The organism is Edwardsiella anguillarum ET080813 (genome assembly GCF_000264765.2).
Classification (GTDB): Bacteria; Pseudomonadota; Gammaproteobacteria; order Enterobacterales; family Enterobacteriaceae; genus Edwardsiella; species Edwardsiella anguillarum.
Genome location: NZ_CP006664.1, coordinates 3,224,059 through 3,245,330 on the forward strand (window position 1 = coordinate 3,224,059; position 21,272 = coordinate 3,245,330).

Annotated in this window: 21 protein-coding genes; 16 read left to right on the plus strand and 5 right to left on the minus strand. The window is 56.2% G+C overall.

Annotated elements, in window-relative coordinates; translation table 11 throughout:
- The first annotated feature begins 85 nt into the window (after positions 1–85).
- From ETEE_RS14515 to ETEE_RS14570, 14 genes are all read left to right on the plus strand, one after another.
- The gene (locus ETEE_RS14515; protein ID WP_034164395.1) at positions 86–463 is read left to right on the plus strand and encodes a VOC family protein; all 378 of its coding nucleotides are present in this window, start codon (positions 86–88) and stop codon (positions 461–463) included.
- Positions 464–701: 238 nt separating this feature from the next.
- Positions 702–1,979 carry an SLC13 family permease gene (locus ETEE_RS14520; protein ID WP_034164394.1) on the plus strand — a complete coding sequence of 426 codons (1,278 nt, stop codon included), beginning with the start codon at positions 702–704 and terminating at the stop codon, positions 1,977–1,979.
- 28 nt (positions 1,980–2,007) lie between these two features.
- Positions 2,008–2,856, plus strand: coding sequence for a transketolase (locus tag ETEE_RS14525; protein ID WP_034164393.1), 849 nt, complete (start codon positions 2,008–2,010; stop codon positions 2,854–2,856).
- The gene (locus ETEE_RS14530) at positions 2,849–3,793 is read left to right on the plus strand and encodes a transketolase family protein (RefSeq protein ID WP_034164392.1); all 945 of its coding nucleotides are present in this window, start codon (positions 2,849–2,851) and stop codon (positions 3,791–3,793) included. Before ETEE_RS14525 ends, ETEE_RS14530 begins: the two co-directional genes overlap by 8 nt.
- A gap of 14 nt (positions 3,794–3,807) precedes the next feature.
- Positions 3,808–4,719 carry a hydroxymethylglutaryl-CoA lyase gene (locus ETEE_RS14535; RefSeq protein WP_034164391.1) on the plus strand — a complete coding sequence of 304 codons (912 nt, stop codon included), beginning with the start codon at positions 3,808–3,810 and terminating at the stop codon, positions 4,717–4,719.
- Positions 4,720–4,886: 167 nt separating this feature from the next.
- Positions 4,887–5,204 (plus strand): hypothetical protein, encoded by a 318-nt coding sequence (locus tag ETEE_RS21700; RefSeq protein ID WP_174434937.1) that lies wholly within the window; start codon positions 4,887–4,889, stop codon positions 5,202–5,204.
- Between the two features lie 264 nt (positions 5,205–5,468).
- A complete protein-coding gene (locus ETEE_RS21965; protein ID WP_225865155.1) occupies positions 5,469–6,425 on the plus strand; it encodes a sialidase family protein in 957 nt (318 codons plus the stop codon).
- A complete protein-coding gene (locus tag ETEE_RS21970; RefSeq protein ID WP_225865156.1) occupies positions 6,385–7,593 on the plus strand; it encodes a hypothetical protein in 1,209 nt (402 codons plus the stop codon). Before ETEE_RS21965 ends, ETEE_RS21970 begins: the two co-directional genes overlap by 41 nt.
- Before the next feature lie 308 nt (positions 7,594–7,901).
- Positions 7,902–9,263 carry a C4-dicarboxylate transporter DcuC gene (gene dcuC, locus ETEE_RS14545; protein WP_034164390.1) on the plus strand — a complete coding sequence of 454 codons (1,362 nt, stop codon included), beginning with the start codon at positions 7,902–7,904 and terminating at the stop codon, positions 9,261–9,263.
- A 238-nt stretch (positions 9,264–9,501) separates the two neighbouring features.
- Positions 9,502–9,801 (plus strand): two pore domain potassium channel family protein, encoded by a 300-nt coding sequence (locus ETEE_RS14550; RefSeq protein ID WP_225865157.1) that lies wholly within the window; start codon positions 9,502–9,504, stop codon positions 9,799–9,801.
- A 325-nt stretch (positions 9,802–10,126) separates the two neighbouring features.
- Complete coding sequence (gene pyrD / locus ETEE_RS14555) at positions 10,127–11,137, plus strand: quinone-dependent dihydroorotate dehydrogenase (protein ID WP_034164388.1); 1,011 nt, start codon at positions 10,127–10,129, stop codon at positions 11,135–11,137.
- 172 nt (positions 11,138–11,309) lie between these two features.
- Complete coding sequence (locus tag ETEE_RS14560; RefSeq protein WP_034164387.1) at positions 11,310–11,867, plus strand: cell division protein ZapC; 558 nt, start codon at positions 11,310–11,312, stop codon at positions 11,865–11,867.
- 234 nt (positions 11,868–12,101) lie between these two features.
- Entirely contained in the window at positions 12,102–12,446 is a 345-nt protein-coding gene (locus tag ETEE_RS14565) for a glycine zipper family protein (RefSeq protein ID WP_015870733.1), read from the plus strand.
- Between the two features lie 17 nt (positions 12,447–12,463).
- Positions 12,464–12,790 (plus strand): YmgD family protein, encoded by a 327-nt coding sequence (locus ETEE_RS14570; protein ID WP_034164386.1) that lies wholly within the window; start codon positions 12,464–12,466, stop codon positions 12,788–12,790.
- A 187-nt stretch (positions 12,791–12,977) separates the two neighbouring features.
- On the opposite strand, the gene ETEE_RS14575 is transcribed toward ETEE_RS14570, so the two are convergent.
- The 5 genes from ETEE_RS14575 to ETEE_RS14590 form a co-directional block, all read right to left on the minus strand.
- Entirely contained in the window at positions 12,978–13,532 is a 555-nt protein-coding gene (locus ETEE_RS14575; protein WP_034164385.1) for a hypothetical protein, read from the minus strand.
- A 107-nt stretch (positions 13,533–13,639) separates the two neighbouring features.
- Complete coding sequence (locus ETEE_RS14580; protein ID WP_034164384.1) at positions 13,640–16,096, minus strand: fimbria/pilus outer membrane usher protein; 2,457 nt, start codon at positions 16,094–16,096, stop codon at positions 13,640–13,642.
- A 64-nt stretch (positions 16,097–16,160) separates the two neighbouring features.
- Positions 16,161–16,910, minus strand: a complete 750-nt coding sequence (locus ETEE_RS14585; RefSeq protein WP_225865158.1) for a fimbrial biogenesis chaperone — start codon at positions 16,908–16,910, stop codon at positions 16,161–16,163.
- A 148-nt stretch (positions 16,911–17,058) separates the two neighbouring features.
- Positions 17,059–17,358 carry a PapB/FocB family fimbrial expression transcriptional regulator gene (locus ETEE_RS20330; protein WP_071844183.1) on the minus strand — a complete coding sequence of 100 codons (300 nt, stop codon included), beginning with the start codon at positions 17,356–17,358 and terminating at the stop codon, positions 17,059–17,061.
- A gap of 645 nt (positions 17,359–18,003) precedes the next feature.
- Entirely contained in the window at positions 18,004–18,765 is a 762-nt protein-coding gene (locus ETEE_RS14590) for a potassium channel family protein (RefSeq protein WP_338031704.1), read from the minus strand.
- A 225-nt stretch (positions 18,766–18,990) separates the two neighbouring features.
- Here ETEE_RS14590 and ETEE_RS21640 point away from each other — a divergent pair, with 225 nt between their 5' ends.
- Positions 18,991–19,131 carry a hypothetical protein gene (locus tag ETEE_RS21640; protein WP_162207669.1) on the plus strand — a complete coding sequence of 47 codons (141 nt, stop codon included), beginning with the start codon at positions 18,991–18,993 and terminating at the stop codon, positions 19,129–19,131.
- A 20-nt stretch (positions 19,132–19,151) separates the two neighbouring features.
- Complete coding sequence (gene rlmKL, locus ETEE_RS14595; protein WP_034164382.1) at positions 19,152–21,269, plus strand: bifunctional 23S rRNA (guanine(2069)-N(7))-methyltransferase RlmK/23S rRNA (guanine(2445)-N(2))-methyltransferase RlmL; 2,118 nt, start codon at positions 19,152–19,154, stop codon at positions 21,267–21,269.
- The last annotated feature ends 3 nt before the right edge of the window (positions 21,270–21,272 follow it).

Below are 21,272 nucleotides of genomic sequence, written 5' to 3' on the forward strand. Positions count from 1 at the left end.
TAAGTCTATTCATTGGTCGCGGCCGCCGTGGATGGAGCATCAGGGAAAATTATATTTATCACGCTGATTTATCATGAGGTGTTTTATGTTAATTACAGGAATAGATCATGTAGTGATTACGGTTCAGGATGTGGAGAAAACGCTGGCGTTTTATGTCGCCGGGCTGGGGATGTCGCTGGACAGCCGCAATGGTCGCCTGGCGCTGACGTTTGGCAACCAAAAAATCAATATTCACCGTCAGAAGGCTGAATTTACCCCGGCGGCGCAAAACGTGACCTATGGCAGTATGGATATATGCTTTACCGCCGAGGGTGATATCGAACAAATCAAGGCTGAGCTGGAGAGCCGCGGGCTGGTGATCGAGCTCGGCGTGGTGCCACGCACCGGTGCGCAGGGGCCGATTGATAGCCTTTATCTGCGCGACCCTGACGGCAATCTGGTCGAGATCAGCGTATATAAATAAGCGATGGGCTTACCGATAGCATAATAATCTAATTCCATTATTACAGCGGTTGGCCATGGTAGGTATTCGCGGTTTCCTTTCCCCCGAACGGTGGGGGAAATAATAGGTTGGCGTGGTCAGCAGATAATTAACCTGTTCTCTCTGTATTAACCGCTTTTCTGCGGCGGGCCTGCCGCACGCTGAATTTGTGGCGCGCTGCATTATGGCCCGATTACGGAGACCGCCGGAGGTAACACCTATGGCTCTACTCTCTCTGCTTTCCCTCTTTACCATTATTGCGCTGGGATTCTGGCGCAAAGTGAACGTTGGTCTGCTGGCGATCGCCATGGTGGTGATCCTGGGCTATGGAAGCAATCAGTTCAGCGAGCGCGAGTTAATGAGCGGCTTCAGTACCTCTCTCTTTATTACCCTGTTAGGCGTCACCCTGTTTTTTAGCGTCGTGCAAAACAGCGGTGCGCTGGAAGTGGTGATGCAGAACATTGTACGGCGCATCGGCGGGCGTATTTATCTGGTGCCAGTGGCGATGTTTGTGATGGGCTATGTGCTGTCGGCCATCGGGCCGGGCTGTGTCCCGGCGCTGGCCTTTGTGGCGGTGATCGCCGTGCCGCTGTCGCACCGCACCGGCTATAACAGCATCATGCTGATGCTGATCGGTGACGTCGCCACCTATAGCGGGCGCTTCTCGATGATCACCCCAGAAGGGGTGCTGGTGACCCAGCTGATGTCCCAGTCCGGTATCGAGATCAATCTGGCACAGATGATGTTGAACACCGGCATCGGCGCGGTGCTGCTGGCGCTGATTTTCTTCTTTGCCTACGGCGGTCACCGGGTGCGTGCCCTGCGCGGCGGGATCGCCGCCGGCGGCGTAGAGATCGACAGCGCCTCTCCGATAAATCCGCTGAGCCCCCAGCAGAAAGTGGTGCTGCTCTCGATTGTGCTGATGGTGCTGTGCGTAGTGCTGTTCAACATGAACGTAGGGCTGGCGTCGTTTCTGATGACGGTGCTGCTGCTACTGGCGCGGGTGGAAAGCGAAAAATCCGCCATCGCCTGTATTCCCTGGCCGACCCTGATCATGGTCGGCGGCGTCGGCATGCTGATGAACCTGGTCAGTAAGTCCGGCGGTATCGATATTATCATCGGCACCATCAATCAGATCTCTACCCCCGCCACCCTGATCACCGTGACCGGTGCGGTGACCGGCATCATGAGCTGGTTCTCCTCCACCATTGGCGTGGTGCTGCCCACCCTGCTGCCGACGGTCGCCTCGTTGATCGGCAGCAGCGGTGGCGCCATTTCGGCTATCGAGCTGGTCAGCGTGATCGGCATTATCTCCTCAACGGCGGGGTTTAGCCCGGTATCGACCGTCGGTGCCCTGATCATGTCGGCCAATGAGAGCGACTCGGCACACAACAAAACGCCGCAGGCGCGGCTGTTTGTCACCCTGTTCCTCTGGTCTTTCTTCTGTGTGGTTTTCCTCAGCCTGCTGGCCTGGCTGGGGGTGTTTGGCCTGTTTTAAGCAATTTCAAGCAACGGGAGTCAATCGTATGGATATCACCGCAATGCGGCGTATGACCCGGCAGATCCGTGCAGACATTGTGCGGATGATCCACCAGGCCGGCTCCGGCCACCCAGGCGGATCGCTTTCTGCCGTGGAGATCGTCACTGCGCTCTACTTCGGCGGCGTGATGCGCGTCGATCCGGCCAGACCGGACGATGCGGCGCGGGACCGCTTTATTCTCTCCAAGGGGCACTGTGCTCCGGTGCTGTACAGCGCGCTGTGCCGGCGCGGCTTCTTTGACCCAGGCCACCTGGACACGCTGCGCCGTCTGGACAGCATTCTGCAGGGACACCCGCACGCCAGCGCGGTGCCGGGATTGGACTGCTCCAGCGGTTCGCTGGGGCAGGGGCTGTCGATCGCCAACGGCATCGCCATGGGGCTGCGCAGGCAGGGGATTAAGCAGCGCGTGTACTGCCTGCTGGGCGACGGTGAGCTGCAGGAGGGACAGGTGTGGGAGGCGGCGCTGACCGCGGCCCACTACGGCCTGGGCAACGTCTGCGCCATTGTGGATAACAACCATGTGCAGCTGGATGGTGCCACGGCAGAGGTGAAGGGGGTCGAGCCGGTGGCGGATAAGTGGCGCGCCTTTGGCTGGAACGTCCTGTGCGTTGAGGGGCATAGCCTGAGCGCGCTGCTGCAGGCCCTGCGCGGCGCGGCGCTGGCGCCGGCACGCCCTAGCGTCATCATCGCCGAAACGGTCAAGGGCAAGGGGGTTTCCTTTATGGAGCACCAGGCCAATTGGCACGGTCAGGCGCCGGATGCGGCGCAGCTGGCCCAGGCCCTGGATGAGATCCAGGCATATCAGGAACGGGATCCGGGAGGCCGCGATGAATAAGGTTCCGCCGCGTGACGGCTATGGTAACGCCCTGCTGTATCTGGCAGAGCACGACGACAGGCTGGTGGCGCTGGATGCCGACGTGGCGAAGTCCACGCGCAGCAGCTGGCTGGCGGCGCGCTATCCCGAGCGCTTTATCAATATGGGGATCTCCGAACAGGACATGGTGGGGACGGCGGCGGGGCTGGCGCTGAGCGGCATGCTGCCCTTCGCCGCCACCTACGCGGTGTTTCTCAGCGGGCGCGCCTTCGATCAGATCCGCACGACGGTGTGCTACGGCGATCTGAACGTCAAGCTGGCCGGCGCCCACGCCGGGATCTCGGTCGGCCCGGACGGCGCGACCCATCAGGCGCTGGAGGATGTGGCCCTGATGCGCACGCTGCCCAATATGACCGTGGTTGTGCCCTGCGACGCGCTGGAGACCGAAAAGGCCACGCTGGCGCTGGCGGAACATCCCGGCCCCGCCTATATCCGCTTCGGACGCGAGGCGACGCCGCTGATCACCGGGGCGGAGACCCCCTTTACGCTGGGCAAGGCGCGTCTGATCAGCGATGGCACGGATCTGGTGATTTTTGCCAACGGAGCGCTGGTGTACCAGGCGATGCTGGCGGCCCAGGCGCTGGCGGCCCGGCGGATTTCGGCGATGGTGGTGGATCTGCATACGGTGAAACCGCTGGATGTCGAGTTCGTCTGCGCCGCGGCGCAGGCGACGCGGGCGGTGGTCACCGCAGAGGAGCACCAGAAAAACGGCGGCATGGGCAGCGCGGTGTGTGAGGCGCTGGCGCAGCGTTGTCCCTGCCCGGTGATCCGGGTGGGGGTGGACGACTGCTTTGGCGAGAGCGGTGAGCCGGAGGCGCTGATGGCCCGCTATGGGCTGGACGCCGAGCATATCGTCGCCGCCGCCCTGCGGGCGCTGGCGCTGAAGCGCGGTCAATAAGGGAGGGGGGAATAATGACAGAGCAGACCCGCGTAAATATTGTGGAGATCGGGCCGCGTGACGGGTTCCAGAACGTCCGAGACTTTATTCCTACGGCGCTGAAAATCGAAATTATCGAGGGGATCATCAGCGCGGGGGTGCAGCGTATGCAGCTCACTTCGTTCGTTAGCCAGGCGGCCATCGCCCAGATGCGTGATGCCGAGATCGTCAGCCGCCACTGCATTTCACGCTATCCCGATTGCCAGTTTTCCGCGCTGGTGCCCAATTTTCATGGCGCCCGGCTGGCGCAGGCGTGCGGCTACCGCGAGATCACCCCGGTGATCTCGCTCAGCGAGACCCATAACCTGAAAAACGTGAATAAGACGCACCGCCAGTCGCTGGATGAGATCGCCCGCATTCGTCAGCACTTTCCCGACCTGCGTATCGTGCAGGATATCGCGACCGTCTTCGGCTGCCCCTATGAGGGGCGGATGGCCACGCCGCCGCTGCTGGCGCTGATCGCGGCGCTGGCGGCCGAGGGGATCGATGAGTTTACGCTGTGCGACACCATCGGCGTGGCCTATCCCGGGCAGGTGCTGTCGACCCTGAACGCGGTGCGCGCGGCCTTTCCGGCGGTGAGGCTCAATATCCACATTCACGACACGCGCAACATGGGCATCATCAACAGCTATCTGGCGGCGACCTGGCCGGTCGATGCCATCCAGACGTCGCTGGGGGGATTGGGCGGCTGCCCCTTTGCGCCGGGCGCCTCCGGCAATACGGCCACGGAGGATCTGGTTTACCTGCTGCACGCGCAGGGGATGGCGACCGGGATCGATTTTGCCCGTCTGCTGGCCACGGCGAAGCATCTGCATCAGCATGTCGAGGGCCGCTACAGCGGCCACCATTTACACATCAGCGCCCGCCAGAAGGACTTTACCCCCTAGAGCCCAAGGCGTGATCAGATGGAACACACCTTAGCGGGCCCCGTGGCCGCCGGAATGGAGATTATCAATCAGATCTATCCGGTGGAGGGGCCCGTACGGGCCGCAGCGGGCGCCGCGATGGGTCTATCTATCCCTATGGTGCCTTTCGTTGTCAGGAGGGCAGCCTGGTGTCCGGCGTAGGTAACCCGATCACGCTAAGCGCAGATCTGTACCGTATGCCGCAGGCGCTGGGTGGGCACAGCGTTGTTATCCTGCCGCAGCATCCCGCTATCGATGCCTTCCGGCAGGCGGGGGCTGTAGCGAAGCTAGCCCGTCCAGAATCCGCCTTTCTGCGCGATCGGGACGGCGCCCCCGCACTGGCTCTTTCCGCCCGCTCCCCGCGGGCGCTTATCCGATGCCGGCCTCACCCACGGCGGGCGCTCCGAATGACGTCGCGGCGTGAGCGTCGTTTCCGGCGTTTAATTCCCCCAGCGCAGGGCGCGTAATTCTGCAGTTCCGCTAATATCGGGCAGAGTATGGATAAGCTGTCCATATCAAATAAATTATCTGCTTAAAAAGGTATTCAACTATACAGATTTAAAACAGGCTAACTATAGAACCATAATTATAATGGTAGATTACCCCAGTCTATTAAATCGGATCCGCTATATGCATATTCATTCCATGATATTGCGCGGGCGGATAAGGGTATGTCGCTATCTCAGACGCCTTTTTAATATTGAAACCGTTTATTGACATGGGTGCGCACTATGAATAATAACTTATTACTATTAACGGCGGGCTGCCTGTTAAGCCTCTCGCCCGGCATACGCGCGGTGAGCGTGATGGAGAGTGGCGCGCCGCATGATGGCTGGCATGCGCCGATGTTGATTTTTGCCGAGCATGACCGGACGGCAAATAATGGTTGGCGGATACCAGCGATTACCGCCATGTCGGACGGGGCGATTATCGCCGTCAGCGATGCGCGGGCGGTCGGTACCAGCGATATCGGTCAGAATCAGGATGTGCACTTTGGCTATAGAATATCCTACGATCGCGGGGATACCTGGGGCGAGATTCACGATATCGCCCCAGATATTAACGCTAAGCGACAAATCTCCGATCCGGCCATCGTGTACAACCCTGACTCGGGAAGAACGTTTCTGTTCGGCTTTTACAACGATCGCTTTATCACAAGCAAACCGCTCAGTGAATCGTCAGACTTCTTTATGTTTACCTCTGACGATGGTGGCGAAACCTGGGATCGGGGCACCAGCCTGTACGATCTGGCGCCGAAGGGTTACAAATATATACTGCAGGGCCCGGGCTCCGGGATGTATCACGACGGCACACTCTATCTCGCCGCACAGGCATGGCACCACAATAGGGACAAAAGTCTGGTGGGGAACGGGGCGACGGTAACCTCAGGCTATATCTATTCATCAGACAATGGCGCAACGTGGGATTCGGCCTGGCTGCGTCCCGATGATAAAATTGTGAGGGCGCCGGGAAGCGGGGACGATCTCCCCGACATCACCTCCGAGAGCAGCGTATTCCATCACGATGGTCATATCTATTTGGCCAGTAAATCCGAGACATCGCGGGAGAAATTATCGCGTATCGTCCATCGGACGAAGGACAACGGCCTGCACTGGGAGCGGGTGGAGGAGCCATTCCTGCCGGAGAATGTCGCCAAAGCCGAGACGAGCTCACTCTCATCTGGATGACAGCGTCTATCTGGTTGGCTACAGCACGGCGACGGAGAGGGCCAACCGCGATGGTATTTATATTACCACCAATACCGGCCGCACCATTCAGGTGTATGACGCCCCCAGCTATGGCTATACCTCAATGACCAAGGATGAAGATAATCTGTATATCCTGTTTGAGGGCGAGGGGGATATCTATCTTCAGCGCTATGACATCGCCGCCAGAGACTATGCCAATATCAGCGCCACGATCTTAAATCGCAGCAGCGGCTTATTCGATATCGCCAGCAAGCTCAGGGCGGCGTCGTCCTATATTAAGGGGGGCTATGGCAGCCAAGAGGCGTCAGACGCCGAATTTGTGTATGCCGGTGACTGGGGAAAACTGGGGGTATTTTTCTCAAGAACCACCGAGAATAGTCAGCATGTGCTCGGTACTGTCCAGTATACCAATAGCGATGTGTCGTTGACGTTGGCCAAAGATGATGTTTTCTTCTCCGCTGATAATATCTTTGTCGGATATCAATATAGCGATATTCAATACGATACTGATGCTTCTAATAAGGTGAAGTCGGTGCTGGCTGGCTATTCATATCAACACGACTTTGGCGTCTTAGCTTACCACCTGATGATCAATACGGTGTATGGCGAAAACCGATTCTTACGCAATCGGCGGGAGGGGTTAGGGCGTAAGGCTGATTTTAACACCTATAGCGTGGCGCTAAAAAATATGCTGGTCAAAGACGTTTACCTTTCCGACAGTTTTCACGCCGGCATCGCGTCGGGGATCCACTCTACGTTCTTCAGCCACAGCGCCTTTCAGGAGAGAGGGGGCAACGGCTGGAATAATGCGGGCGTGGACTCCGCCGATCACGCCTCGAACCAGCTCCTGGTCGATGGGCTGCTTGCCAAGCGGCTTCATATTATGCAATCGAACGAGCTGACGCTGACGGCCAAAGTCAGTTACCAGTATGAGCTGATGGACACGGCAAAGTGGGCCGAAGCCTATCAGGTGCTCGATGCTCGGCGTCTGATGCCTGCGCCGGTAAAGCACTATCCGCATGGCTGGGCGACCGGCTATCTGGAGGCCGCCCTGAGCCTGCATCCGCAGGCCGTTATCGCCGCGGGGGCGTCGCTCAATACCGAGGGTGACGGGCTGGTTACAGGCAGCTTCACCTACACCTTTTAAGGGAAGGATTGGCGGGGGAACGCGCGGGACAGCGCGATAGAGGGACTCGCCCGCGCGTGGGGCGGTGTCGCGTGGCTCCGGCAACGCGGCCATCGCGAGTCGCTGTCCCCGTGTGGCCTGTGTCCGTCGCTGGCATGGGCTCTTTTCCCCCGCATTGATTAATAACGTTTTAGCATTGCTTAACACTATTAACGTGATTTTCATTGACGCCGCCGGACGCCGCCGGGATAGTCTGTTCATCCTTCTCTCCTTTATTGCTACGACGCCTGTTTCCACCACGTCTACCGGTCATTAAGGAGAAACGCGTCATGCTGACACTATTTATTGCCGTCCTCGTCGTCATTCTCGTGATATACGGCCTGTTGAAAGGGGCTGTACCCCAGGCTGTTTTGCTGTTGGGGGGCGTTGCCCTGCTGTTTTTCACCGCGCTGCTGCGGGATACGCCGCTGATGGCGGCCGAACAAAGCGCTAACTGGCGCTATTTTGATATCTTTTACCTGATTAGCGGCGTAATGAGTAACCGGCTGGCCGGGATTGGGCTGACCATCATGACGATTTCGGGCTTTGCCCGCTATATGGAGCACGTGGGGGCCAGCCATGCGCTGTTCGCCATTTTTGAGCGACCGCTTAGGCGCATTCGCTCCCCCTATCTGCTGCTGGTGCTGGGTTTCCTTCTTTCACAGGTTTTGGTGCTGTTTATTCCCAGTCACTCCGGTCTGGCGCTGCTGCTCATGGTCACGCTGTACCCTATTTTTATTCGCTGCGGAGTCAGCAAACTATCGGCGCTGGGGGTGATCGGCTGCGCCCAGTTTATCGATCATGGCCCCAGCGGGCCGGTAATTTTGGCGGCGGAGCTATCGGGGATGGATCCGGTTATCTATTTTGTGCATCATCAGCTGCCCGTTACCCTGCCGATTATTGCCGCCGTGGCCCTGAGCCACTATGTGGTGCAGCGCTGGTGGGATCGGCGCGAAGCGGCAGCGCCGCCGCCGGAGGGTCGTGCAGCAGAGACGGCATCGGCGCCGTCGCGGCCACCGCTCTGCTATGCCCTGCTACCGGTATTGCCTCTGGCGTTGATCATGGCCTTTAGCCCGCTGTTTGCTTCGACGGTTCGCATTTCTATCGTGGCGGCGATGCTGATCAGCATTCTGACCGCCATGCTGTTTGAGCTGGTTCGTCTGCGGCAGCCCAAACGGGTGCTGAGCAGTCTGATGATCTTTATCGAAGGCATGGGAAAGGCCTTTGTTCTGGTCGTCTCGCTGATTATCTGCGGTGAGGTCTTTGCCAATGGGCTGATCAAAATTGGTGCGATCGATGCCCTGACCGACGGCATGCATCATGCAGGCTTTGGCGTGGGCACCATGGTGGTGATCATGAGTCTGATGCTGGCGCTGGCGGCGTTTCTGATGGGCTCCGGTAATGCGGCGTTTTTCCCGCTGGCGGGGATTGCGCCGGATATTGCCGGTTCGCTGAATATCGAGGTCATCACCCTGATGCTGCCAATGCAGATCATGACCAGCTTTGGCCGCACCGTATCGCCGATCACCGCTGCCATCGTTGCCATTGCCGCTATTGCGAACGTTTCACCGCTGCAGGTGGTGAAGCGTACCGCGATCCCCATGGTCGTGGCCGCCGCCGTCAATCTGGCGCTGAGTCTGCTGAGGCTGTAGCCGAAGCGGGGCAAAACGTGCGGAATAGCGGCGGGAGGCCCGCGTCGTATGGGCCAATGCAATAAAGTCGCCTAAGCTGGAGTCAGCGGAGCGTCATTGGCTGGCGTTTCCGCCGCCGTCCCGGCGAGCGGTGTCGTGCGGGGGCTTTATTTTCTGCGTCAGCGGATTCAGCGGGGGAGTGAACATGTACGAGTCTCGCAATATGCCAGTAATCTCATCAAGGGCCTTTATTAAGCGGATGCTACTGCATTTTGCCGGCGCGCTGCTGTTGATTATTCTTACCCTGGCGATCGGTGTGGCGGGGCATCTCCTGTTCGATGATACCATCGCCTGGCATGACGCGACGCTCAACAGCGCCTTTATTGCCAACGGCATCGGTCCGTATATTGTGCCGCAGACCCTGACAGGGAAGGTCTTCTTTGCCTGTTATGGCATGTTCACCAGCCTGGTTTTTATGACGACGCTGGGGCTGATATTGGCGCCGCTGGCCCACCGTATCCTGCATCAGTTCCATCTGGATGATGGGCGGCAGGATTAACCCTGGGCTACCAGGCGGCGCGTCGCCGGGCCGTTTTACGCTGGCGCGGGGGCGTGGCCAGCGCGCGTACGTGCGCTGGGAAAAGACGCCGCGGGACGTCGGGCCGCCGCGGTCCCGTGGCGTTTTACGCCCTCTCCGGCGTGACCTTTATAATGTTATTTATAAACAATATGATAGCTAATCAGTTGGCGGGGAAGCATCGTCGCTGACGGGACGAAGTAAAACGTTTGCTTTTATAGGGCTCTTTTTGTTTTTAATCAATTCCAATTGATGTCGACTTCCCTGATAATAGCGCCCCGTTTGGCAACGGGAATCAGGAGATCTCATGTTCTACCCTTTTATCAGGAAGGCCCTCTTTCAACTCGATCCAGAACGCGCTCACGAGTTTACGTTCAAGCAGCTGCACCGCATCAGCGGCACGCCGCTCATCGGACTGATCCGCCAGTCGGTACCGAGCAAACCGGTCAGCTGCATGGGATTGTCATTTAAAAATCCGCTCGGTCTGGCCGCAGGGTTGGACAAGGATGGTGAGTGCATTGATGCGCTGGGCGCCATGGGATTCGGATCGATCGAAGTGGGTACGGTCACGCCGCGTCCCCAGCCGGGTAATGAAAAGCCGCGTCTATTCCGCATTGTTGAGGCGGAGGGGTTAATTAACCGCATGGGCTTTAACAATCTGGGCGTGGATAACCTGGTTGAGAATGTCAAAAAATCTCACTTCGGCGGCATTCTCGGGATTAATATCGGCAAAAATAAGGACACAGCGGTAGAGCAGGGTAAAGACGATTACCTGATTTGCATGGATAAGGTGTATTCCTACGCTGGCTATATTGCCGTGAATATCTCCTCACCCAATACGCCGGGGCTGCGTACGCTGCAATATGGTGAAGCGCTGGATGATTTACTGGCTGCGATTAAAACCAAGCAGGCCGAACTGCAGCAAAAGCATGCCAAGTATGTTCCGGTTGCCGTAAAAATTGCGCCGGATCTTAGCCATGAAGAACTGGTGCAGATTGCCGATAGCCTGGTGCGTCATCAAATTGATGGGGTGATCGCCACCAATACCACGCTGGATCGTTCACTGGTCAATGGGCTTAATCATTGCGCCCAGAGCGGTGGCCTGAGCGGTCGCCCGCTGCAGTTGAAAAGCACTGAGATTATTCGCCAGCTGGCGGCTGAGCTGCAGGGACGACTGCCGATTATTGGCGTCGGCGGCATTGATTCAGTGATTGCTGCCCGCGAAAAGATGCAGGCGGGGGCATCCTTAGTCCAGATTTATTCCGGGTTTATCTTTAAAGGACCGGGCCTGGTTAAAGAAATCGTTAATCATATCTAATTTTTAATCCTGCCTATTTAGCCCGGGACTTTATTTTCGTCCCGAGCTAGTCTATATTTTCATCAGTGCGCTGCTTATTTATTCAAATGCTGAGTTAAGCGCGTAGCGTTGCGTGACATTGCTTGGCAGTACCGTTATGTTGCCATGGATTTTATGGCGTGGGGGTCAATGCATGAATATAAAGCCCGGGGATCGCTGGCGCTGGTTCTTTGACCGGCAGCACGATCGTCTGATGTTGGATCTGGCGAATGGCATGGTCTTTCGCTCCCGCTTTCCCTCTAAAATGCTGACGCCGGATGCCTTTGATGTCAGTACCTTCTGTGTCGATGATGCCGCGAGCTACTATCACTTCGCCGAGCGCTGTCAGGCGAGCGGGCTGGATACGGCGCAGCGTGCCGAGCTGGTGCTCAATGCCCTGATCGCACAGCGCTTCCTGAAGCCGATGATGCCTAAAAGCTGGTACTTTGCGCCGCAGCCCGGCCGCTATGTGCCCGATCCGGGAGAGCTGGTCGGCGTGCAGCTGCTCGATACGCCCGCCTGGGGGCGCCTGCTGGTGATTGCGCCGGGCACCAGCGCCAGCTTGTGCCTGCTGGCACAGCCTTCGCTGATGCTGTCCGGTAAGACGCTGATGCTGGGAGAGGCCATCAAGGTGATGCATGACCGCTTGCTGCCGCTGCGCGCGCATCAGGAGACGCCGTCTGACGATACCGCGCTGGCCTGCGCGGGGTAAATCTATTACCCCTCATCTCCGATGCACGGCGCGCATGCCGCGCGCCGTGACGATGTTTAGGTAATAATCTTAAAATTGCTCTATTCTGTGCTGTTTTGTGTTTTATTTGGACGAATATCCGGTAATAGGCGGGCAATCCCATTTTTCTTCATGTTATGATGCGCTGCATGCCAAACGTCACGATCATCAAGGGAGGTTGATATGTTTGACGCGTCAGGGAGATTCCCGTCGGCGGTGAGAAATACGCTGATCGCAGTGACAACCGTGTCGCTGCTGGCTTTTTCAACGGCGTCGCTGGCCGGTCCGAGCCGCACTACCAAGGGTGCGCTGCTGGGGGCGACGGCTGGACTGCTGTCCGGTAACGGCGTCAACGGCGTACTGAAAGGTGCGGCGCTGGGTGCCGGCGTCGGGGCGATCAGTGAAAAAGGCCGTAAAGGCAAGAAGGCCCGTAAAGGCGCTACCATTGGTGCGACCGTCGGCGCTGTCGCCGGCGTTCTGTCCGGTAACGGTATCGAAGGGGCTATCAAGGGCGCGGTCGTCGGCGGTGCCGGCGGCGCGATCATCGGCCGGATCCAATAAAACAGAAGGAATTGAATGTGAAAAAGGTATTATTCTTGGTTTCTGCGCTGGCTGCGGCGCCGGCCGTATGGGCGCAGTCTTACGACATTAAATCGGGCCTGCCGGCGGAAGTGTATATGACCTGCGCCGATGCCGGTGAAATGGCGAAGACCGATAGCGCGGGCGTCGCGGAAATCGTTGCTATTATGGGCAACGCCAGCGTTGAAAGCCGCGGCCTGAAAATTACCAAGACCGCCGGTACGGATAAAGCCGTTGTCGACAAGCTGAATCAGGCGTGCACCGCCGATCCGCAGATGCTGCTGATCACGGCGATCGATAACGCCATGCGCGCTATTGCTAAATAAGCAGGCGTAGGCCGCAACGACGCGACCTCATTTCCTCTTGTTTCTAAAGCCAGGGCCAGTCCCTGGCTTTTTGCTGTCCGGTGACCGCGGAAGGCGGTGTTAGTTTATCCATGGCCTATGCGCTGCAGCGATAAAAAGCCCCCGAAAAGGGGGCTGGTGAGTGCGAGGTAATAGAGGGATATATCTATTACCAGGCGTTGATCGTGGCAACCACCGGCATAGAGTAACTGCCTGGGGAGATATTACTATCCTCCTGTGCCGTAACGAAACTGACGTCACCATTGAGTTCAGTTACGCCCGTAGTCGATGCCGCAATATTCCGCCCAGCGTTGCGGAACCAAACATTACTATCCCCAAGGGGTACTACGCTGATGGTATTACCGCTCTCATTTTTAAAAAGCCAGTGTTGGGTAGTCTCGTCATAGTAGTCGTCGTGAATGTCGATCCGCACATCTGAGTTGCCCGACTCACCGTTAATGATATCCGAGGCGTTGACTGAGAGGGTGGCCAGCGTTGTTCCTCTCTGAGAGGCATCAGCCCTGGTGACGGTGAGGGGCGAGGGGGTGACAACAATTTGAGTCGTGCTGCTATCGATCACGTTGGTGGTCAGCGTCGTTTCCATATAGGATGTGACATGGGGATTATTGTCGCCGAACGTGCTGTAGCGGGCCATTGCAGCGCCGCTGGCAGCCAGGCAGGAAACGGCAACAAACGCAGAGATTACTGTTTTCTTCATATTCATCGTAAACCTCATTTCTATAGTAAACTTGATAGTGAATTGATCCCTGTCCAACTATTTACCCATTACTCAGTCCAGGAATAAAACCGAGTAAAACTAAAAAATAAAAACTATAAGCAGGCGAGCGCCGATATATATAACCCGATGGGATTCTTCTCTTTCAGGGTATAGGGAAGACGGCACTGCTGTCCGTCATGGTTTCCCCAGCGAATATGGAGTACGCCGCTGTCCGATAACCCGCTTAAGAACACGTCGCCAGCGTCACCTACGATGCCTGCGCTATGCTGATGCTCTGTCACGACCAGCGCGCCAAAGGGAATCGGTTTGCCATCGCTGCCGGTGATGTGGAATAGCGCTTTTTTACCGTTGACGGTCTTATAACTGGCCAATACCAGCGCGTTATCGGTGGGGATCACCGAGGAGACCGTCTGTTTAATCTCCGTCTGGCTGTTTAAATCAGCCTGCTGGATATAAATGTCATTTTTTCGATAGGTGTTGAGCGCGGTCACAAGGGCAAAACCGTTATCGTCGGTTTTCACCCCGTTACGGTTGGTTACCGCAATGTCGGCGGCATTGTCCACATCCAGGAGCGCCGCTGCACCGTGGATCCGCTGCCCCAGCGTGAGCCCGCCGCGGTGCAAGACCATGCTGCCGTTAATCCCGCCGCCAAATTGGGTCACCGTTGGGCTATAGTTATACATGCCATTAATGGCGCCAAAGGGATGGATTAACGCCGCGCTGATCGAGGTTCTGTTGTTGTCACCGTTTTTGTTGTTAATCCCCTGGCTGATATTCCATGACAGTCGATTGTCATAGGCTATGCCATTCAGGGTGAGGGAGTTACTGATACTGCGATCCCTTTCGGAGAGGATCTGGTATCTCAGGCTGGAGTTCGTGCCGGCGCCGATGAGATTTCCCAGAGAGACGTAGATGGCGGCGGAGAATATATCCTCCTGATGGCGATAGTCGGCATTGAGAACCCGGTTCCAGCCCAGCGATAGGCTGGCGCGTCCCAAAAGGGAGGTGCTGTAGTTTAGGTTGGCATAGGACTCAGATTTTTTATCCCAGTAGCCGGTGGCACGGAAGGATAAATCCAGCGAGCCAAAGCGGGACAGATCTTGCTTCAGGCTGACGCTGCTGTCGTGTTTCTTTCGCCATGGGGATGGATAGCGTGCGCGCCGGGGCGTCATGGCGTCGGTGAATGAGCTGTAGCCTGCCGAGGCGTACTGATAGCTAGCCAGATTAAACGAAGTATTGGTTTCGTTGATAAGCTTGCTGTATCGGATGCGCAGGGCGCTGCCGATTTCATTATTATGATAGCCGCTGCGTGAATACACCCCATCGACGGAGAGCGCGCCAAAACGAGACAGATTAAACCCCATTCCCAGCGCCCCAGACCAATATTTATTACTGGCCTGGAGACCCGTATACCCGGTAAGAAAATCATTGAAGCCATAAATCAGCGTGGCGTTACCAAAAAAATCGTCGTTTGCTGTATCTGAATAAGGACGGTACTTCCCCAGGGTTACCTCATACTTTACCCTACCGGCCTTGAGCGAAATGGCCGGCGTGTTATAGGGAACCGTAAAATGCTGGACGGTGCCGTTACTTTCGGTGACCGTGACCGCCATATCCTCGCCCTGTAGCGCGGGAATATCCGTGAGCTCAAAGGCACCGGCAGGGACTTCGGTGCTGTAGATAAGGTAATTATTCTGGCGCACCTCTACCTGGGCGACGCTGCTGGCAATGCCCCTTACGGCCGGGACAAACGTTCTTTCATAGAAGGGGATCATACTGTCAGAGGTCGCCAGCTTGATACCTCTGAAGGGAATGCTGTTAAAAATATCAGAGCCGGTGCTGCTTTCACCAATCAACAGCTTGCTTTTTAACGATCGGATATCGCTTTCCGCGTAGGCATAGGCGTTCTGGTAGGTACTCTCACCATTGTAGCCTCGCTGCCATATACCCGAGTTGCGTAAACGCCAGCTGCCCAGGTTAAGGCCCGGCGCCAGTGAGAGTGAATAGGATTGGCTGGACGGGGCGTTAAACTTAACTTCACGATGCCAGGCTTTGGCATCATAGTTTAAAATGAATGCAGTGATGCCGTCGTCCCATTGCGACTCATGCGCCAGTTCGCTGGGTTTATTCATTATAGCTTTGGCCGGCGCATACAGCACCAGACTCATGCCGTAGAAAGCGAAGCTAAACTGGAGATCGCCCTGACTGAAGTCGATGTACTTCTCTCCAGGCTGATAGCTCAGTTGCAGCGCATCAGGATTAATATTGAATAAAACTAAATCCTCTTTTTTCAGGTAGGGCGTTAGGGTATTACCCACGTAGCCGAACTCGATTTGATAGCTTGCCATTTTCTTTCTGGAATCGTTCACTGCAACGGAAACTAAATAGGAGCCCGGTAGCTGCTGGCCGTCGTTGAAACGACTGACGTCATGGCCATTCACCAGTGCGGAATCAAAAAAGTACTCTTCTGACTGAGCAAAGGAACCCACACTGTAGGGCAAGCCAGCCAGCATCATTGACCAGATAAGCGGTTTAATCGTTGTTTTCATTGTTGACGCTTCCTTGTCGGTATGGGCTAACTCAGCGCTAATCTATATTCGTCCACAGCATCATTCAGTCGAGAAGGGTCTGATAGTCACGGGTAGTGCCGCCGTAGTCATTAATCAGGCTCCAGGTGATTTTTGCCCCTTTATGGGCAATGTTTTTCTGTGCAAAGCGATAAACGTCCTGTGGCTTGAGCGCGATCGGCGGCGTTATGGGCTGACCATTAATTTTTATTTCTCTGAAGTTAATAAAGTAGGGGGTTGGATTTTTAATGGTAAGCGCACCCTTGCTCTGCTCCCAGATCAAGGCTGACGCATAACTCGCGTCTTTGATATTCAAAGACGCTGGGCGGGTAATTAATTTAATACAGCTATTCACCATTACGTTGACGTTTAAAATGCCGTTGCTGCGCTTCTTATCATCATCGCTCCAGGCGCTGCCTTCGGTCGGCGGAATACTCTTCACACAGATCCAGTGCATTGACTCGATAGTGCGAGGAGCGCTGGCGTTGACTCTAATGATCGAGATGGTGTTCTTTTGCCCGCTGTCAAGGCGAAACAATGGCGGTGTCACAATATAGTCTGGGGATTTTTTCTCGGACTTCTCATCCATAACCCGAGACTCCACCAGAATAGGATAGGGCTGCTTATTCTCAATGGGGAGATTATAGCTATCGCTTTCAGCATCAAAAATAATTCGGGACGCACCCAGGGTGATGCTATAGCTTCTGGTTTGTGTATCAAGTGCGACGGCGTTGCCGACAAGGGGGAAAACCAGCGCCGCTAATACAGGGTATTTAGTCAATATGGCATAATTCATTTAGCTCTCTCAGTTCAGCAATGGTATAAATTAATAAAAACATATAATGTGCTGCTTCGGCGCTATCCCAACAACGCAATAGCGGGCTCTTTCGGCATGTCCTGGAATAGGTAAGCGAATGTGCGAACGCCATTAAAATGCTGTGCTGTTATGTCTTATAATAGCCGGCAAGACAAGAAACAATGTGGTGAATATACGACAGGCGACCTAGGCTGGTGCTAAGATATCCATTACTGACGCCAATGCGCTCACAGATCTCTTTTCTGGTGTGGCCAAGAATCAAATACTCCCACATGGCATCAATAATTTTCTCGCTGCTGATGGGGGATATTTCAACCAATAGCCAGAATTGATTTTCGGAGAGATCGCCAGAGCATAGTCTGCCTTTTTTTCTCGTCGCGGCAGTAAAATGACTTATTCCTGAACGTAATGGAATTCTCTTATCCATATGATACCCCGATCATTCATTATTTATATTTGTTTTATGATATTGATTATTTTGTTCTATATAAAACAAATTAAACTTAATTTCCCGTGAAAGTAATCGTAGTATATTCAAAAAATTTTTCTTGTGAAGACGGCGAGGCCGTTCCCTTCTCAGTCATCACCATGGTTTAACTGTGTGATGTTTCGCTAATTTTCGATAAAAAAACATATAAAAAATCACTCCAGCAGGATATTGGTCGGTAGGGCGGGCATTTTACGCCTGAGGGCGCGAGTGGCGCGCAATTGTAATCTAAAGTAAATTCATTCATATATATCCTTAAAGATAGAATAAAGGAAATATTTAATTAATCAGATATCGGCATTGTTTTGTAAAATATAAAAGATGAGACTGGTTAATATAAATTAATTATTCATCAGCATGATAGATTGTGTCTGGAGCGTATCGGGTGATGGCTTTGGCGGGGCGCTGAATGGCGTGGGCGCGCTACAGGGCGTCGATGGGGGCGAGACGGTGACGGCATCCCTCCGTATGGCGGCGGCTCCTCCTTTCTGCTGCGCCGTTTTTTACCGGACGGCGGACGGGGATATCCTCCCCGTCCTGATATCATCACCGCCGACAGCGCCGCTGTGCGGGGCGATGCGCGGTTCAGCGTCGGCGTCGGGGCGGCGCTATCGTCTCCCTCTTGCCGTCATCGCCGCCGACAGCACCGCTGCGCGGTTCAGCGCCGGCGCCGGGAGGGTGCTTCTCCTCGCCCTTACTCTCATCGTCGCCGCACAGCGGCCCCAGCTTCGGGAAGTCGCTGACGATTCTGGCAATAAAGACCAGCGAATAAATATAGCCCATCAGGACGACTACAATAGTAGCGTTGCGGGCGGGCCAGGAGACGGCGACGATGTCGCCATAGCCGACGGTCAGGATGCTGATAAATGAGTAATAGAACAGATCGTTAAACATCTGCTGCGGATTGTCGCTAATGCCTTTGAACGATCCCGGTTGTAATACCTCGATGCTGGAAAAGATAAAGAGGCCGATATAGCCGATCAGCAGAAAGCCGCTGAGGGCGGCAAATACCATTTCGACGTCGGCGGAGGCGGCGCGGATAACCTTGCGGACGACGACAATCGTGACCAGCGTAAAAAAATATAAGTACAGCATCTTCCCTAACACGATGAAGGGGAGGGAGTCGGGAAAGAACAGAAAGATGATGACATTGAGTACGATCGGCACCGTGACGAAAGCCCGGTTGCGGCGCAGAACCACGTTAAATCCGGCGATCCCCTGCAGCGTCAGGCAGATGAGGGATTTGGACTGCAGATCGCCAAGGTTCGGGATCAGATTGATAAAAAAGACGCCGATCAGTGAGATAAACAGCCAGCAAAACTGATGCCGTTCAGCTCTGATCTTCAATGAGGCGTGTTGAGTGGGGTGTTTCAACCTACGCATAATCGTCGAGCCTTGCCTAGAAGCCTGAGAGGCGTTGCCTCACCAAAGTGGATTAGCCTACTCCATCAGGCTATTTTTGTCTGCTGCATCGGTGCTGGCCGTACCCGGCAGGGGAAGGGGCGCAGCGGCGCGGATAGCGATGGGCGAGGGTGTCAATGCCGGCGCCGCGGGCGGCGTGCGGAGGAGAAAATGCGTAAAAAAACGCTGTGGGGATGGCGTGGCGGCAGGGAAAAGTGGAAAATATCGGGTTTATTCTCCCCATCGGCGCACTTTCGCGTCGTTCGCCAGGTGTTTCCTGCGTCGAACTGGGCGGATATCATCCATAACTGACTGATAGCGATAGTGAAAACATGAAATCTCTTTTTGCCAGCACCGCGCGCGGTCTCGAAGAACTACTGAAAAATGAACTGGAAGGGCTCGGTGCGCATGACTGCCAGATTGTCCAGGGTGGCGTGCATTTCAGGGGAGATGGGCGTTTGCTCTATCAGAGTCTGATGTGGAGCCGTCTGGCGTCGCGCATCATGCTGCCGCTGGGCGAGTTTAAGGTTTACAGCGATCTGGATCTGTATCTGGGCGTGCAGGCGATCGATTGGACGACGCTGTTTGGCATCGATAAGACCTTTGCCGTGCACTTCAGCGGCACAAATGAGGAGATCCGCAATACCCAGTATGGCGCCCTTAAGGTCAAGGATGCCATTGTCGACCGCTTTACGCGGAGTATCGACGCGCGTCCCAGCGTGGCCAAGCAGGATCCCGATATCCGTATCAGCGTCTATCTGCAGCGGGAAACGGCGATCGTATCGCTGGATCTCAGCGGCGATGGGCTGCATCAGCGCGGCTATCGTGATTTGACCGGCCAGGCGCCGCTGAAAGAGACGCTGGCGGCCGCCGTGGTGCTGCGCTCCGGGTGGCAGCCAGGTACGCCAATGGTCGATCCGATGTGCGGATCCGGCACGCTGCTGATCGAGGCGGCGATGATGGCATCCGATCGGGCGCCGGGGCTGCAGCGTGAGCGCTGGGGCTTTATGGGCTGGCTCGGTCACGACGCCGATCTGTGGCAGGAGGTGCGGGTAGAGGCACAGCGCCGCGCCCGCTTGGGGCTGGAGCAGACGACGTCGCGTTTCTTTGGCTACGATCTCGATCGCCGCGTGCTGGAGATGGCGCGCGCCAACGCCCGCCGCGCTGGGGTGGCCGCCCTGATCACCTTTAACGGTGGCGATGTGGCTCAGCTGCACAATCCTCTGCCGGAAGGGCCGCTGGGGACGGTGCTGAGCAACCCACCCTACGGGGAGCGGCTGGAGAGCGAGCCGGCGCTGATTGCGCTGCACAATACGCTGGGGCGCATCATGAAGCGGGAGTTCGGCGGTTGGCAGCTGTCGCTGTTCAGCGCCTCGCCGGAGCTGTTGAGCTGTCTGCAGCTGCGCGCCGAGCGCCAGTTTAAGGCCAAGAATGGCCCGCTGGAGTGTGTTCAGAAGAACTATCGCCTGAGCGCGGCCCCGCAGGCCGGCGGCGGCGAGGTGGCGCAGGACTATGCTAACCGTCTGCGTAAAAACCTGAAAAAGTTTGATAAGTGGGCGCGGCAAGAGGGGCTGACGTGCTATCGGGTCTACGATGCCGATCTGCCGGAGTATAACGTGGCGGTCGATCGCTACGGGGAAAAGATCGTGGTCCAGGAGTATGCGCCGCCGAAGAGCGTCGATGCGCAGAAGGCACGCCAGCGTCTGTTCGACGTGGTCAGCGTGACCCAGTCGGTGATGGGGGTTTCAGGCAATAATCTGATCCTGAAAACCCGTGAGCGGCAGAAGGGTAAAAGCCAATATGAGAAGCTGGCGCAAAAGGGCGAGTTCATGGAGGTCCAGGAGTACGGCGCCCGTTTCTGGGTCAACCTGACCGACTATCTGGACAGCGGACTGTTTATCGACCACCGCATTGCGCGCCGGACGCTGGGCGAGATGAGCCGCGGTAAGGATTTCCTGAACCTCTTCGCCTATACCGGCAGCGCCAGCGTGTATGCCGGGCTGGGCGGTGCGCGTTCGACCACCACGGTCGATATGTCCCGTACCTATCTGGAGTGGGCGGAGCGCAACCTGCGCCTGAATGGGCTGACCGGACGTCAGCACCGCCTGGTTCAGGCGGACTGCCTGAGCTATCTGCACCACTGCGAGGATAAGTTCGATCTGATCTTCATCGATCCGCCGACCTTTTCCAACTCGAAGCGGATGGAGGGGACCTTTGATGTGCAGCGCGATCACCTGGATCTGATGCGCGATCTGGCCCGGATACTGCGTCCGGGCGGTACCATCATGTTCTCCAACAACAAACGCGGTTTCAAAATGGATCTGGCCGGACTGGCGCAGCTGGGTCTGCAGGCGCAGGAGATCACCGAGCGCACGCGCTCCGCCGACTTTGCCCGTAACCGCCAGATCCACAATTGCTGGCTGGTGACCCACGCCGGCGAGGAGCAGTAATTC